Genomic DNA, 14758 nt, shown 5'->3' with positions numbered 1-14758 from the left:
CGTAAGGGGACAGGCGATGGATGTTAAGACCCAATCTGTGCCCGGCGATACGGCCAGCGTCGGGGAGAGCCGCGGACGGGACGAAAGCTGGCTCGGCTTTGCGCGGTTCCTGCTCCTGGTCCTGCTCGCGGTGCTGGCGTTCCGCACGCTGGTGGTCTCGCCCTTCTCGATTCCGTCCGAAAGCATGCTGCCGCGCCTCGTCAACGGGGACTACCTGCTCGCGACGAAATGGTCTTACGGCTATTCGCGCCACTCGCTCCCGTTCGACGCGCCGGTGATGCAGGGGCGTCTGCTTGCCCGGATGCCCGAGCGCGGGGACATCGTCATCTTCAAGCACCCGCTCGACCGGTCCGACTACGTCAAGCGGGTGATCGGCCTGCCGGGCGACAGCGTCGGCGTGGTCGGCGGGCAGGTGGTCCTGAACGGGGCCTTCGTCCCGCGCGAGCCGCTCGCCGATTTCGAACTCGCGGTCTCGCCCAACACGACCTGCGCGTGGGGCGGCGAGCGGGTCCGCCGCGGCGATGGCCGGGACGTGTGCGCCTATTCCCGCTTCCGCGAGACGCTGCCGGGCGGGCGGCGCTACGAGGTGCTCGATTTCGGGCCGACCTCGGCCGACAGTTTCGCGCCCGTGACCGTGCCCGAAGGCCATATGTTCGTGCTCGGCGACAACCGCGACAATTCGCGCGACAGCCGCTTTCCCGCGGTCGTCGGCGATGCGGTGGGGATCGTGCCGCTCGAAAACCTCGTGGGCAGGGCGAGCGTCATCATGTGGTCGACCGATGGCAGCGCCGAATGGCTGAAGCCGTGGACATGGTTGACCGCCGCCCGCGGCGAGCGGATCGGACAGGTCCTGTGAGCGGGCGAGGCGAGCTGGCGGAGGCGACGCGAGCATGGCTCGTCGAGGCGGGTTTCAAGGTCGGCGAGGAACGCGTCTGGCTCGAGGCGCTGACCCACGGCAGCTACAACGGCGCGAGTTCGGCGAAGGGCGACATCGACTACCAGCGGCTCGAATTCCTCGGCGACCGGGTGCTCGGCCTGTCGGTGGCGAGCTGGCTCTACCATGCGGGCGATGCCCCCGAAGGCCAGCTTTCGCAGCGCCTCAACGCCCTCGTCAGCGGACGCACCTGCGCGCGCGTCGCCCGGGCGATCGGCGTGCCCGCCCACATCCGCCTCGGCAAGCAGGCGCGCGAGGACGGCGGGACGGACAGCGACAAGATCCTGGGCGACGCGATGGAGGCGCTGATCGGCGCGAACTTCGTCGAGAACGGGTTCGATGCTACGCGCGAGATCATCTACCGCCTGTGGGCCGTCGAATTCGCGGGCGATGCGGGCAAGGCGAAACATCCCAAGAGCGCGCTGCAGGAATGGGCCGCGGGCAACCGCCGCGCCATGCCGAGCTATTCCGTCATCGACCGCAGCGGTCCCGACCATGCGGCGCGCTTCACCGTCGAAGTCACCATCCCCAGCGTCGGCAGCGCCGAGGCGACCGCATCGAGCAAGGGCGAGGCCGAACGGCTCGCCGCGCAGAAATTCCTGGAGCAGTACGGATGAGCCGAAACGACGCTAATGTTCCATATATGTTCCACGTGGAACATGCAAGTGCGGAGGAGCGCGCGCAATGAGCGATACGCCCCCTACCCGCTGCGGAGTGGTCGCCGTGATCGGCGCCCCCAATGCGGGGAAGTCGACCCTGGTGAACCAGTTGGTCGGCCAGAAGGTCGCGATCACCAGCGCCAAGGCGCAGACGACGCGCGCCCGGATGCTCGGCATCGCGCTCCATGGTCCGGTGCAGATGATCCTCGTCGACACGCCCGGCATCTTCGCGCCGCGCCGCCGGCTCGACCGGGCGATGGTGAGCGCAGCGTGGGAAGGCGCGGAGAGCGCCGACGCGGTCCTGCTGCTGGTCGATCCGGTCAAGCAGCGGCGGCACGAGCTGGAGCCGCTGCTGGAGGCGCTCGGCCAGCGGCCCGAGAGAAAGATCCTCGTCCTCAACAAGGTCGATGTGTCCAGGAAGGAGCCGCTGCTGGCGCTGGCGCAGGAGCTTTCGCAGAAGGTCGACTTCGCGGAAATCTTCTTCGTCTCCGCGCTCACCGGCGAAGGCGTTGGCGAGATGAAGGAGGCGCTGGCAAAGCTGATGCCGGAGGGGCCTTGGATGTATCCGGAGGACCAGGTCTCCGACGCCTCCGAACGCCTGCTCGCCGCCGAGATCACGCGCGAACAGCTCTACCGCCAGCTGCACGAGGAGCTGCCTTACGACAGCGCGGTGCGGCCCGAACTCTACCAGCACCGCCCCGACGGCAGCCTCGAGATCCACCAGCAGATCGTCGTCGCCCGCGAAACCCAGCGCCCCATCGTGCTCGGCAAGGGCGGCCAGAAGATCAAGGCAATCGGCGAGGCGGCGCGCAAGGAATTGTCGGAGCTATTGGGCGTGAAGGTCCACCTGTTCCTGCACGTGAAGGTGCTGGAGGGCTGGAGCGAGGACAAGGAACTGTTCGAGGAAACGGGGCTGGACTGGGTGAAGTAGGGGCGTTCGCCGACCAATCGCCGACCGCGTCCGCTTAGCGCAATGCCGGGACAAAAACGGTCACTCCGCTTGCGACCCCGTTGCCGTCAAACCCCTTCGTCGCCCCGTGCTTGACACGGGGCTTGGCTATTTTCTTCTTCGTCGATCGCGAACCATCGGCCGCAAAGATCGTGCCAGTCCGGGTTGTCCGCCTCGATCAGGGCGAACTTCCATTCCCGCTTCCATTTCTTGACGAGCTTTTCGCGCGCGATGGCGCGTTCGATGTCCTCGTGCCGCTCGGCATAGACAAGCCGGGTCTTGGCGAAGTCGCGGACATGCTCGGAACCCCGGCCTTCGCGGTGCTGCCAAACCCGCTGCGGCAAATCGGATGTCACGCCCACATACATGCCGCCGCGAAAGCGGTTCGCCATGATGTAGAGCCAGCCACCCTTTCGCATCGACCCAGCCAAAGAGAAGCCAAGCCCCGTGTCAAGCACGGGGCGACGGGGGAAGATGAAGGGCAGATCAGCGCCCACTCACGTTCAGAACGCGGCTAGCGAATACCGCCCGCAAGCCGACATTCGCCTCGGTGCGCGAGCCTCACCCCCGCCCGAGTTTCTCCAGCTTTGCCTTCAGCGCGGCCTCGTCGAAGGGCTTGACGATGTAGTCGTCCGCGCCGGCCTTGATGCCTTCGTGGATGTCGGTCGCATCGCCCTTGGCAGTGCAGAACACCACCACCGGCGGTTTCGGCGTCGGGATCGCGCGCAGCTGGCGGACGAATTCGAGGCCGTCCATTTCCGGCATGTTCCAGTCGGTCAGGACCAGCGCGGGCATCGCCTTTCGGCAGCGGGCGAGCGCCTCGATCCCGTCCTGCGCCTCCACCGGCACGTAGCCGAGGCTCCTGGCGATCTTGCTCGAAACCTTGCGGATCACGCGGCTGTCGTCGACAATCAGGCAGGCCTTCGCCTGCGCCGGAGCGCCCTCGGCCGCGGCGCCGTCGCGCATCGCCTTCGCCGCGCGCACGATGGCGTCGGTCTCGCTCGTGTCGGCACGGCCGCTCGCGGGACGCGTCGCCCCGGCATCCACCACGTCATCGACTGAGGACGCCACGTCCGCGGGCGTTTCGACCGGGAGCGTGTCCTCCGCCTCGGCGAGCTTTTCCGCCAGGGTCTTGCCGCCCTGGCGCCCCCGATGCGGCCCGGTGTTGCGCTTGATCAGATTTTGAATGGCTCGAGCTCCCCTGCATGGACGGCGCCGTGGCCGTAGCCGGTGTCGTAATCCTCGAAACCCGGTTCACGCGAGCCGCCCCCGCCGCCCCCACCGCTGCCTTCGCCCGGCGTCATGCGGACGTGGAGATAGGGCATCCAGACATCGCCGAACTCGGCCTTCTGGTACCACACGTCGAGCACGTCGTAACTCGCCCACATGCCGTCCGGTTCGCGCAGGCGAATGCCCTCGCCGATGCGCGGCACCGCGGCGAAGCGGATGCGCGACTGGGTCTGGTGCGTTTCGTTCTGGACTTCGATTTCGATCACGTTTGCGGCCCCTGGGTCATGGGCCGGAGTGATACGAAACAATGCTTGACGATTTACCAACACGCGCAAGCGCCTGGGGCAAAGCCGGGCGCGAAAGGGGGCCGGGAAAGAGGGTGCGCCCGCACCTGCCCGGCCCCCGGAACCGCCCCTATTCGGCGGCTTGCTTGGCCGGGCCGGATGCGGTCTTTTTCGCCCCGGCCTTCCCGGCGGGAGCCTTCTTGGCCGCCGGTTTCTTCGTCGCCGATTTCGCGGGGGCCTTCTTCTTCGCCGGCGCCTTCTTGCGGCCCTTCTTCGCCGGAGCCTTGGCGGCGCGCGCGTCGATCAGCTCGATCGCCCGGGCGAGTTCGACCTCTTCCGGCTTCACGTCCTTGGGGATGGTCGCGTTGGTGGTGCCATCGGTGACATAGGGGCCATAGCGGCCCGGCATGACCTTGATCTCGCCCCCGCTGGTCGGGTGTTCGCCCAGCACCTTGATCGGCTCCGCCTTGCCCCGCGTGCCGCCCTTGCGGTTGGCCGCTTCGGCAAGCAGCGCGACGGCGGCGTTCATGCCGGTCTCGAACACGTCGCGGGTCGAGGAAAGCTTGGCGTATTTGCCGTCATGGCGAAGATAGGGGCCGTAGCGCCCGATCGCCGCCTCGATCTCCTTGCCGGTTTCGGGATGCGTCCCGATGATGCGCGGCAGGTCGAGGAGCTTGATCGCCCATTCGAGATCGAAATCGTCCAGATCCTTGGGAATCGAGGCGCGCTTCTTGGTCCCGTCGTGCTCCATCTCGATATAAGGTCCGAAGCGGCCGGTCTTGCGGTGGATCTCCGCCCCGGTCTCGGGATGCGTGCCCATCAGCCCGTCCTCGGCCTGGTCCGCCCCGTCGGCGCCCGGCTGGGCGAAGCGGCGGGTGTACTTGCATTCGGGGTAATTGTTGCAGGCGACGAAGGCGCCGAACCGGCCGCCGCGCAAGCTCAGGCGCCCGCCCTCGCGCCCTTCCTGTTCGCACATCGGGCAGGCACGCGGGTCCTTGCCGTCCTCGCGCGGGGGGAAGAGGAAGTCGGAGAGATAGTCGTCGAGGACCTCGGTGACCTCGCTCGGCAGCTTCTCCATGACCTCGTCGGCCTTGGGCTTGAAATCGGCCCAGAACTTGGCGAGCAGCGCCTTGTAATCCTCGCGCCCGTCGGAAACGACGTCGAGCTCGTCCTCCATCCCCGCGGTGAAATCATAGGCGACATAGCGCGGGAAGAAACGTTCGAGGAAGGCGGTCAGCAGGCGGCCCGATTCCTCGGCGAAGAAACGGTTCTTTTCCATCCGGACATAGTCGCGGTCGCGCAGGGTCTGGATGGTCGAGGCGTAGGTCGAGGGCCGCCCGATGCCGAGCTCTTCGAGCCGTTTGACAAGGCTCGCCTCGGAAAAGCGCGGCGGGGGCTGGGTGAAATGCTGGTTGGCCTGCACCGCGTGTTTCGTGGGGGCATCGCCCTTGCGAAGGAGCGGGAGGAGGCCTTCCTCGTCGTCCTCGCTGTCGTCGCGCCCTTCCTGGTAGACCGCGAAATAGCCCGGGAAGACCACCACCTGTCCGGTCGCGCGCAGTTCGTGCTGCCCGGTCGCATCGCGCAGCGTGACGGTCGTGCGTTCGAGCTGGGCGGTCGCCATCTGGCTCGCCATGGCGCGTTTCCAGATCAGGGCGTAAAGCTTCGCCTCGTCGCCCGTGCCGGCCCGGTCGCGGGCGAAGTCGGTGGGCCGGATCGCTTCGTGCGCTTCCTGGGCGTTCTTGGCCTTGGTGCTGTAATGACGCGGCTTTTCGGGGAGATAGGCGCTCTCGTACCGCTCCGCGATCGTGTCGCGGCACGCAGCGATCGCGCTCGCATCCATCTGCACGCCGTCGGTCCGCATATAGGTGATCGCCCCCGCCTCGTAGAGCGATTGCGCCAGCCGCATCGTGTGGCTGGCCGAGAAACCGAGCTTGCGCGCGGCTTCCTGCTGCATGGTCGAAGTGGTGAAGGGCGGCGCGGGATTGCGCCTGAGCGGTTTCTTCTCGACATCCTCGACCGTGAAACGCGCGGCCTCGACCGCGGCCTTCGCTTCCAGCGCGATCGTCTGGTGGCCGAGGCTGAGCTTTTCCAGCTTCTCGCCCTTGTAGCGCACGAGGCGCGCGTCGAACCGGGTGGAATCGTGTTCGAGCGTGGCGATCACCGACCAGTATTCGTCCGCGCGGAAGGCCTCGATCTCGCGCTCGCGGTCGACGATGAGGCGCAGGGCGACCGATTGCACGCGGCCCGCACTCTTGGCGCCCGGCAGCTTGCGCCACAGGACGGGCGAAAGGGTAAATCCGAACAGGTAGTCGAGCGCCCGCCGCCCGAGATAGGCGTCGATCAGCGGCTGGTCGAGCTCGCGCGGACGCGCCATCGCCTCGGTCACGGATTGCTTGGTGATCGAATTGAACGTGACCCGCTCGACCGCCGCAGGCAGCGCCTTCTTCTTCTTCAGGATCTCCAGCACGTGCCAGCTGATCGCCTCGCCCTCGCGATCGGGGTCGGTCGCGAGGACCAGCCGGTCGGCCTTCTTCGCTGCGTCCGCGATGTCCTTGATGCGGCTCTGCTTGTCCCGGTAGGGTTCCCAGTCCATCGCGAAATCCTCGTCCGGGCGCACGCTGCCGTCCTTGGGCGGAAGGTCGCGGACATGGCCGTAGGAGGCGAGGACCTTGTAGTCCTTGCCGAGGTATTTCTCGATGGTTTTCGCCTTGGCCGGCGATTCGACGATGACAAGCTGCATGGCGGCTGCGGAACGGTCCCTTACGTATGCGTGTGCGCGAGGGTGGAACGCGCCGTGAAGGTGCGTCAAGCGGGAAAGCGCGCGCCGAAGTGGCGCAAGGGTAGTGCAAATTCAAGCGCGAAGACGCCCGCCGCACGCCCCGGCGCGGCTGCGCCCCGCCCTGCCCTGCCTGCCGGAACAGGGCCTGCGGCGGGGATTTGCTCTGCCAATTGCTCTGCCACAGATCAGGAGCGCACAGCCATGTTTCGATCCCTTCCCCTTTCCGCCATCGCCGTGCCCGGTGTCATCGCGCTTGCGGCGGTGCCGCTAGCCGCGCAGTCGATGCAAGGCAGCGCGCAGGTCGAGGCGCAGCTGCGGACCGCCGACGGGCTCGATGCCGGCACCGTGACCTTCGAACAGGCCGAACACGGCGTGCTGATCGTCGCGCGGCTGAAGAACCTCGGCGAGGGCGCGCACGGCTTCCACATCCACGAGACCGGCACCTGCACCCCCGATTTCAAGGCCGCCGGGGGCCACTACGATCCCGTCGGTTCCGAACACGGCTTCGACAACGAGGACGGTTATCACGTCGGCGACCTGCCCAATGTCCATGTGGGCGAGGACGGCACGGCGACGAGCGAATTCCACGTGCCGCAGGTGACGCTGCGCGGGCCGGACAACGGGCGCTATCCCTTCACCCTTGCCGATGGCGACGGTTCGACGATCATGGTCCATGCCCGGGCGGACGATTACCGCACCATGGCTTCGGCCGGTGACCGGGTCGCCTGCGGGGTGATCTTCGCCGAGCGCGGCTAGGATGACGCTCCCGATGCTCCCGACAGGCTGACGAGGCCGCCGTCGTGCCGCTCGATCTCGCCCGCCAGTTCCAGTTCGAGCAGCGCCATGTGGACCGCCGCCGGGGTCGCGCCCGATTGGCGGATCAGCTCATCGAGCGCGATCGGCGCCTTGGTCAGCAGCCCCGCGATCCTGTCTCCGCCATGCTCCTTGCGCGCCTCGCCCCATTCGAGCTTCCGCAATTCCTCGTAATCGAACGCGGATGATGCCTCCCCGACCCGGAAGGTCGAGCGCGGCTGCCCGGTGAACCCTTCGAGCAGTTCGATCACCTCTTCGACCGACTGGACCAGCACCGCCCCGTCGCGGATCAACTGATTGCACCCCTGCGAACGGGTATCGAGCGGAGATCCGGGGATCGCCATGACCTCGCGCCCCGCCTCGCCCGCCAGCCGCGCGGTGATGAGCGAACCCGATCGCGGCGCGGCCTCGACCACCAGCGTGCCGCTCGCCAGGCCCGCGATGATGCGGTTGCGGCTGGGGAAATGGCGTCCGCGCGGCTCGGTCCCCGGGGGCTGTTCGGCGATCAGCAACGCCTCGCTCGCAATGCGTTCCTGGAGGTCGGCGTGCTGGGGCGGATAGGCGATGTCGATCCCGCTCGCGATCACGCCGATGGTGGCCCGGGATCCGCGGCCCAGGGCGCCCTCGTGCGCCGCCCCGTCGATCCCGCGCGCGAGGCCCGAGACGACGGTGAAGCCGGCCTCCGCCAGTCCCGCGGCAAAGTCGCGCGCCAGCTTGACCGCGGCGGCCGAGGCGTTGCGCGCACCCACGATCGCGACGCAGGGCCGCGCGGCCAGCGCAAGGTCGCCCCGGCAGGTGAGGATCGGCGGCGCGCTCTCGAGTTCGCCGAGCAGCGCGGGGTAATCGGGCTGGTCGTGGAAGAGGTAGCGCGCGCCGCTGCGGCGCACCGCCTCCACCTCGCGTTCGATCCGCTGGGCGGGCGCGGGGCGATAGGCCTCCCTCCCCCGCCGCGCGAGATCGGGGAGCGCATCGAGCGCGGCGGCCGCCGTGCCGAACCGGGCGAGGAGCTGGGCGTAGCTGACCGGGCCGATATTGGGCGAGCGCAGCAGGCGAATGCGGGCAAAAGCCTCGGCCTGCGACAATGCCCCGCCCGTCATCCTCGCCAATTCCTGCAAAAGCGGGAACCTGTCGCCCTGTGCAGCGCCATTGCCCGGTCTTCGCGCGAAAGCGCGCTCCTTGCCCGTTTCACGAGGCCTTCTTCCCCCCCACCCTCGGCTCCTCGCCTTTCGTCAGGCGGGCGATGTTTTCCCGGTGGAGCCAGAAGATCAGCGCGGCGATCGCGCCCAGCACGGGGAAATATTCGGGATAGCCGAACAGCGGCGCAGCGGCAGCGGCGGCGACCACCGCGCTCATCCCCGCGAGCGAGGAGATGCGGAACAGGAACAGGATCGACAGCCACACCAGCGCATAGGCAAGCCCCACGGGCCAGGCGAGGCCGAAGGAAACGCCGGCATTGGTGGCGACGCCTTTCCCGCCGCTGAAGCCGAGCCAGGCGGGGAAGCAGTGCCCGAGCACCGCACCGCCGGCCGCGAAGGCTTTCGCCACCTCGCCCGTCTCGCCCGGCCACAGCATCCCCGCCGCGATCACGGGCGCAAGCCCCTTGGCCAGATCGAGCAGCAGCGTCGCCGCCGCCAGCCCTTTCGACCCCGTCCGCAGCACGTTGGTCGCCCCGATATTGCCGCTGCCCTGCTTGCGGACGTCGCCTTTCCCGGCCGCCAAGGTCAGCAGGAGGCCGAAGGGGATCGAGCCGGAGAGATATCCCAGCAGGGCGGCGATGAACGGTTCCATGAGGCCGTAATAGCTGGCTCGCGCGATTCGTCGAAACCTATGTGCAAGCCGTGCCGGCTCGCGGCGAAATTACGGTCCGACCATACTTTCGCGCCTCTCCGGGCGTGGCTAGTCTCGCGGCGATGGAAACCACGCATCCCACCTCAAGGCTCACCGAGCGCGAGAAGGAGGCCTTGCGCCTGTGGCTGGACCACCGGACCGCCAAGGAAATCGCGCTCGATCTCGGCATATCGCATCACGCGGTGGAGAAGCGGCTGAAGATGGCGCGCACCAAGCTGGGCGCGGCGAGTTCGCTCGAAGCGGCGCGGATGCTGGCGGACGCCGAAGGCCCGGCGGCAGGGTGCGGGCAGGCCGTAGCCGATCCGCCGGACCTTCGATCCGCGCCCGGACCGCGCAAATCATGGCAGCACCGAACCGCTCTTGCTGGAGGCATTGCCATGTTTGTCGCGAGTATCGTCGTCATTGCCGTCTGGTCCTCGGCCCCGGCCACCGGACCGCTGGAGATCGAGCTCGAACCCGGGTCCGAGCGCGTCTTCGCCCTGCTCGACGAAGACGGGAGCGGGTTTCTCGAAGGTGCCGAGTCGCCCTTCGTCACCGGCGTGCTTGGCGAGCCGGACAGCCAACCGGACAGGCAAGAGGCCGGCGAACGAGAATTGGTGCCGGGCGATGACCCGGACGCCGAACGGATAGCGGCGTTCTACAGGGAGGCGGACACCGATGGGGACGGCCGGGTTTCGCGCCGCGAATTCGACCTCTGGCACGAGGCGAGCCTTGCCGAGATGGGCATCGAGGTGCGCCGCGTGCTGAAAATCGAGCGCAAACCGGAAAGTTGACGCGCCCGGGCGCCTCGGCCATCGGCCCGGCCGAAATGGCTGACGCATCCTCTCCCATCCTCCTGTTCGACTCGGGCGTCGGCGGGCTGACCGTCTACGACGCCTTGCGCGAAGTCCTGCCCGATGCGCCGGTGATCTACGCCGCCGACCTCGCGGGCCTGCCCTATGGCGAGAAGACCGAAGCGCAGGTCGCGGCGCGGGTCGCCGGGCTGCTCGGGCGGATGAGCGAGAGGTTTCGCCCGCGGCTCGTGTGCATCGCCTGCAACACCGCCAGCACCATCGCGCTCGGCATGGTGCGCGACGTGCTCGAAGTGCCGATCGTCGGCACCGTCCCCGCGATCAAGCCCGCCGCGGCCATGACCCGCAGCGGCGTGATCGGCCTCGTCGGCACCGGCGCGACGATCCGGCAGCGCTATGTCGACGATCTTGAGGCGGAGTTCGCGCAGGGCAAGGCGCTCCACCGCATCGCCGCCCCCGGCCTCGTCGCTCTGGCCGAGGACAAGCTGCGCTCTCGCGCGCTCGACCTCGCTGCGGTCGAGGAGGCGCGCGCCGGGCTTGCCGCGATGCCGCGCGGCGGGGAGATGGACACGCTCGTGCTCGCCTGCACGCATTTCTCGCTGCTGAAGGAGGAACTGGGCGCCGCCTTCGGTCCCGACGTTGCGCTCGTCGACGGGGCGGAGGGGATCGCGCGGCGCATCGCGCACCTTCTCGAAGGCCAGGCCATGACGCCGGGTGCGAACCGCTTCGTCGTCACCGGACCGCCCGGCGCGGCGGAGGGGCTTGGCCCGTGTCTCGCCGCGCGCGGGTTTTCCCCGCCCGAACCGTTCTGAAACGTTGCAACTCACTTGCAAAGATCGCGGGTGGTCAAAACCGCACGCAAATCCTAGATAACGCCGCAAGGGACCCTTCGGACAACCAGCAGACAAGAGCCGGCGCGACGTGAATTACGATCAGATCTTCGACCAGGCGATCGATCGCCTCCACGAGGAAGGCCGGTATCGCGTCTTCATCGACATCATGCGGAACAAGGGCGCCTATCCCAATGCGCGCTGTTTCCACGGACACAACGGGCCCAAGCCGATCACGGTGTGGTGTTCGAACGACTATCTCGCCATGGGCCAGCACGACAAGGTGATCGGCGCGATGGAAGCGGCGCTGCACGATGTGGGCGCTGGCAGCGGGGGCACGCGCAACATCGGCGGGAACACGCATCTCCATGTCGAGCTCGAAGCCGAACTGGCCGATCTCCACGGCAAGGAAGGCGCGCTGCTGTTCACGAGCGGCTATGTCTCGAACGACGCGACGCTCTCGACGCTTGCGCGCCTGCTGCCTGGCTGCGTGATCTTCTCCGACGAACTCAACCACGCGAGCATGATCGCCGGGATTCGCAATTCGGGCTGCGAGAAACGGATCTTCCGTCACAACGACCTCGCCCATCTCGAGGAACTGCTCGCCGCCGAAGACCCCGAAACGCCCAAGGTCATCGCCTTCGAAAGCGTCTATTCGATGGACGGCGACGTCGCCCCGATCCACGCGATCTGCGACCTCGCCGAGGAATACGGGGCGCTGACCTATATCGACGAGGTCCACGCGGTCGGGATGTATGGCGAACATGGCGGCGGCATTTCCGAACGCGACCGCGCGGCGCACCGGATCGACATCATCGAAGGCACGCTGGGCAAGGCGTTCGGGGTGATGGGCGGATACATCGCTGCGGACAAGCGCGTGATCGATTGCATCCGCTCCTACGCGCCGGGCTTCATCTTCACGACCTCGCTTTCGCCGGTGCTGGTCGCGGGCGTGCTCGCCTCGGTGCGGCATCTCAAGCAGTCGAGCGTCGAGCGCGAGGCGCAGCAGGCCAATGCCGCCCTGCTCAAGCGCGAACTCGCCGCCGCCGGCCTGCCGGTGATGGATTCGACCACGCACATCGTGCCGCTGATGGTCGGCGATCCGATCCGCGCGAAGCAGATCAGCGACATCCTGCTCGCCGAATACGGGGTCTATGTCCAGCCGATCAACTTCCCCACCGTGCCGCGCGGGACCGAGCGCCTGCGCTTCACGCCCGGCCCGATGCACACTGCGCCGATGATCGCGGAGCTGACGGACGCGCTGGTGGAGATCTGGGACCGGCTGGGGCTGGCGCTGCGCCAGGCGGCCTGAGCCAGCGCGGGCCGGCCCTGCCCTGCCCGGCGCAGCCTCCTTTGCCCGGCGCGCGTGCTGCGCTAGCCCTTGCCCGCACAGATTCGGGGAGAGAGAGACGTGGGCGGATCGCCTGACCAGACCTATTCGGAAGTGGTGCTCGGACGGCGTTCGATCCGGGGCTACCTGAAAAAGCCCGTGCCGCGCGCGCTGATCGAGGAAGTGCTTGGCATGGCGATGCGCTCGCCCACCAGCATGAACACCCAGCCCTGGCATTTCCACGTCATCACCGGCGAACCGCTCGACCGCATCCGCCGGGGCAACACCGAAAATATCCTGGCAGGCGTCCCCGACAGCCGCGAATTCCGCCGCGGACACGCCTTCGAGGGCGTCCATCGCGAACGCCAGGTCGAAGTCGCCAAGCAGCTCTTCGGCGCGATGGGCATCGCGCGCGAGGACAAGGAGGCGCGGCAGGACTGGGTGCTGCGCGGGTTTCGCCAGTTCGATGCACCGGTCTGCGTGATCGTCACCTACGACCGGGAGCTTTCGGACAGCGACGATACCGCCTTCGACTGCGGCGCGGTGACGACCGCGCTGGTCAATGCGGCATGGTCGCGCGGGCTGGGCTGCGTCATCAATTCGCAGGGGATCATGCAGTCGCCCGTGGTGCGCGAACACGCCGGCATCCCGGAGGATGAGGTCATCATGAAGGCGGTCGCGATGGGCTGGCCCGATCCCGACTTTCCGGCGAACGCCGTCGTCTCAAGGCGCAAGAGCGTCGACGAGGCGGCGCGCTTCGTGGGGTTCGGCTAGGGCCGACGTGCAGCCGCTCGCGAGCGTTCCGCGGCCTTTTTCGAGGTAGGGCATCGCTTCGACGAGAGCGAACCCCGGCGTGCGTTCGATTCTTGGCGAACGCCTGGGCTGCGTCCCTTGCCTCCACGCGCGCGGCAAACAGCATCGCGATCCCGGCGACCGCCTTCAGGAGCGTCATGCCACTCCCTTCCCTTGTGCGTTACCGACCGATCTACCGCAGGTTCACCACGTTGTCGGTCGCCGGCCGCTCGCGCTCGCCGGTGAAGCAGCTCATCATCGGCTCGTCGGTGACGATCACCTTTTCGGCATTGCCGAAGCCGTTGAAGCCGGTCTTCATCGCCGCGCCATAGGCGCCGAGCATCCCGATCTCGATATAGTCGCCCGCCTGGATGTCGCCGGGAAGCGGGAAAGGTCCCGCCATGTAATCGGCATCGTCGCAGGTCGGCCCGTAGAAGGCGAAATCCTCGTTGGCGTCGCGCAGGTCCTCCTCGAGCGCGTTCACCGGATAGCGCCAGGCGACATGGGCGGCGTCATAGAGCGCGCCATAGGCCCCGTCGTTGATGTAGAGTTCGCTTCCGCGGCGCTTTTCGACCTTGACGATCATCGAGCTGTATTCCGCGCACAGCGCGCGGCCGGGCTCGCACCACAGCTCCGCGTTGTAGGCGATGGGCAGCGCGTAGAAATGATGGTGGATGATCGCGAAGTAATCCTCGAGCGGGGGCGGCTCCATCCCGGGATAGATGCTCGGGAAACCGCCGCCGACATCGATCATGTCGATCACGACCGAAGCCTCGGCGATGGCCGCGCGGGTGCGGTCCAGCGCCTGGACGAAGGCGAACGGCGTCATCGCCTGGCTGCCGACGTGGAAGCACACGCCGAGCCAGTCGCAATGCTGGCGCACCTGCTGCAACAGCGCAGGCGCATCGGTGAGGTCGCAGCCGAACTTGCTGGCGAGCGACAGCTCGGAATATTCCGAGGACACGCGCAGCCTCACGCACAGGCGCAGGTCCGTCGCCGGCTCGCCGGTTTCGGGATCGCGGCACGCCTCGACGATCTTCTCCAGCTCCTCGACCGTGTCGAGGCTGAAGGTCTTGACGCCATGTTCGTGATAGGCCTCGCGGATCGCGCTCGGCGTCTTGATCGGGTGCATGAAGCACAGCACCGCGTCCGGCAGCGCCGCGCGCACCAGCCGCACCTCGGCGATCGAAGCGACGTCGTAATGGGTCACGCCCGCATCCCACAGCACCTCGATCAGGTCGGGCGCGGGATTGGCCTTGACCGCGTAGAGCACCTTGCCGGGAAAGCGATCGACAAAGAACTGGGCGGCCCGCCGCGCTGCGTGCGGGCGGTTGAGGATGACCGGTTCGTCCGGGCGCAGGGCCCGGGCTACAGCCTTGGCGTCGGGAAATGTGAGCAATTCAAGGGACCCCCAGAAGGTTTAGCGTTGAACCAAACGGTTTTGAGCCTGCCTTGCGGTCATGTCCCTTGGGGCAGAGGGGGGCGCATATAGAGAGTTCGAGCGGGCGCGCAATGATAA

The 14758-nt window shown here is 67.6% G+C and carries 15 protein-coding genes; 8 read left to right on the top strand and 7 right to left on the bottom strand.

Annotated elements, in window-relative coordinates; genetic code table 11:
- Positions 1-16: 16 nt before the first annotated feature.
- From lepB to era, 3 genes are all read left to right on the top strand, one after another.
- On the top strand, positions 17-856 hold the full coding sequence (gene lepB, locus BLU08_RS02245) for a signal peptidase I (protein WP_090194669.1): 840 nt from the start codon (positions 17-19) through the stop codon (positions 854-856).
- Positions 853-1551 (top strand): ribonuclease III, encoded by a 699-nt coding sequence (gene rnc, locus BLU08_RS02240; protein WP_233996056.1) that lies wholly within the window; start codon positions 853-855, stop codon positions 1549-1551. The genes lepB and rnc overlap by 4 nt, the downstream gene beginning before the upstream one ends.
- Positions 1552-1618: 67 nt before the next feature.
- Positions 1619-2524 (top strand): GTPase Era, encoded by a 906-nt coding sequence (gene era, locus BLU08_RS02235; protein ID WP_090194664.1) that lies wholly within the window; start codon positions 1619-1621, stop codon positions 2522-2524.
- Positions 2525-2610: 86 nt separating this feature from the next.
- Here the strand turns inward: era and BLU08_RS02230 are convergent, their stop codons facing one another.
- The 4 genes from BLU08_RS02230 to topA form a co-directional block, all read right to left on the bottom strand.
- Complete coding sequence (locus tag BLU08_RS02230; RefSeq protein ID WP_369816819.1) at positions 2611-3039, bottom strand: GIY-YIG nuclease family protein; 429 nt, start codon at positions 3037-3039, stop codon at positions 2611-2613.
- Positions 3040-3103: 64 nt separating this feature from the next.
- Positions 3104-3613: a PleD family two-component system response regulator gene (locus tag BLU08_RS02225; protein WP_369816818.1), complete on the bottom strand. Its 510-nt coding sequence runs from the start codon at positions 3611-3613 to the stop codon at positions 3104-3106.
- 104 nt (positions 3614-3717) lie between these two features.
- Positions 3718-4038: a hypothetical protein gene (locus BLU08_RS15440; protein WP_233996055.1), complete on the bottom strand. Its 321-nt coding sequence runs from the start codon at positions 4036-4038 to the stop codon at positions 3718-3720.
- Between the two features lie 148 nt (positions 4039-4186).
- Positions 4187-6796: a type I DNA topoisomerase gene (gene topA, locus BLU08_RS02215; RefSeq protein ID WP_090194660.1), complete on the bottom strand. Its 2610-nt coding sequence runs from the start codon at positions 6794-6796 to the stop codon at positions 4187-4189.
- Between the two features lie 240 nt (positions 6797-7036).
- On the opposite strand from topA, the gene BLU08_RS02210 reads away from it, so the two are divergent.
- Positions 7037-7591, top strand: coding sequence for a superoxide dismutase family protein (locus BLU08_RS02210; protein ID WP_090194657.1), 555 nt, complete (start codon positions 7037-7039; stop codon positions 7589-7591).
- On the opposite strand, the gene dprA is transcribed toward BLU08_RS02210, so the two are convergent.
- On the bottom strand, positions 7588-8745 hold the full coding sequence (gene dprA / locus BLU08_RS02205; protein ID WP_090194655.1) for a DNA-processing protein DprA: 1158 nt from the start codon (positions 8743-8745) through the stop codon (positions 7588-7590). The two genes, BLU08_RS02210 and dprA, sit on opposite strands and share 4 nt — an antisense overlap.
- 88 nt (positions 8746-8833) lie before the next feature.
- Positions 8834-9436 (bottom strand): glycerol-3-phosphate 1-O-acyltransferase PlsY, encoded by a 603-nt coding sequence (plsY, locus tag BLU08_RS02200; RefSeq protein ID WP_090194652.1) that lies wholly within the window; start codon positions 9434-9436, stop codon positions 8834-8836.
- A 104-nt stretch (positions 9437-9540) separates the two neighbouring features.
- On the opposite strand from plsY, the gene BLU08_RS02195 reads away from it, so the two are divergent.
- The 4 genes from BLU08_RS02195 (at position 9541) to BLU08_RS02180 (ending at position 13221) form a co-directional block, all read left to right on the top strand.
- On the top strand, positions 9541-10269 hold the full coding sequence (locus BLU08_RS02195; RefSeq protein WP_233996054.1) for a LuxR C-terminal-related transcriptional regulator: 729 nt from the start codon (positions 9541-9543) through the stop codon (positions 10267-10269).
- A gap of 35 nt (positions 10270-10304) precedes the next feature.
- Positions 10305-11099, top strand: a complete 795-nt coding sequence (murI, locus tag BLU08_RS02190) for a glutamate racemase (protein WP_090200897.1) — start codon at positions 10305-10307, stop codon at positions 11097-11099.
- Between the two features lie 109 nt (positions 11100-11208).
- The gene (hemA, locus tag BLU08_RS02185) at positions 11209-12429 is read left to right on the top strand and encodes a 5-aminolevulinate synthase (protein ID WP_090194647.1); all 1221 of its coding nucleotides are present in this window, start codon (positions 11209-11211) and stop codon (positions 12427-12429) included.
- Positions 12430-12528: 99 nt separating this feature from the next.
- Positions 12529-13221, top strand: a complete 693-nt coding sequence (locus BLU08_RS02180; RefSeq protein ID WP_090194644.1) for a nitroreductase — start codon at positions 12529-12531, stop codon at positions 13219-13221.
- A gap of 211 nt (positions 13222-13432) precedes the next feature.
- Here BLU08_RS02180 and BLU08_RS02175 read toward each other — a convergent pair whose 3' ends face one another.
- Positions 13433-14638 (bottom strand): type III PLP-dependent enzyme, encoded by a 1206-nt coding sequence (locus BLU08_RS02175; protein WP_090194642.1) that lies wholly within the window; start codon positions 14636-14638, stop codon positions 13433-13435.
- Positions 14639-14758: the final 120 nt, after the last annotated feature.

Origin of the sequence: Erythrobacter sp. HL-111, from assembly GCF_900105095.1 — a bacterium.
In the GTDB taxonomy this organism is placed as follows: domain Bacteria; phylum Pseudomonadota; class Alphaproteobacteria; order Sphingomonadales; family Sphingomonadaceae; genus Erythrobacter.
Note: the sequence above shows the minus strand (reverse complement) of the source record. Positions and strands in the feature narration are given on the sequence as shown.

Coding starts and splice junctions, on each gene's coding strand:
- murI (WP_090200897.1), top strand. CDS start 10,305: ATGGCTGACGCATCCTCTCCCATCCTCCTGTTCGACTCGGGCGTCGGC.
- lepB (WP_090194669.1), top strand. CDS start 17: ATGGATGTTAAGACCCAATCTGTGCCCGGCGATACGGCCAGCGTCGGG.
- plsY (WP_090194652.1), bottom strand. CDS start 9,436: ATGGAACCGTTCATCGCCGCCCTGCTGGGATATCTCTCCGGCTCGATC.
- dprA (WP_090194655.1), bottom strand. CDS start 8,745: ATGACGGGCGGGGCATTGTCGCAGGCCGAGGCTTTTGCCCGCATTCGC.
- era (WP_090194664.1), top strand. CDS start 1,619: ATGAGCGATACGCCCCCTACCCGCTGCGGAGTGGTCGCCGTGATCGGC.
- topA (WP_090194660.1), bottom strand. CDS start 6,796: ATGCAGCTTGTCATCGTCGAATCGCCGGCCAAGGCGAAAACCATCGAG.
- BLU08_RS02210 (WP_090194657.1), top strand. CDS start 7,037: ATGTTTCGATCCCTTCCCCTTTCCGCCATCGCCGTGCCCGGTGTCATC.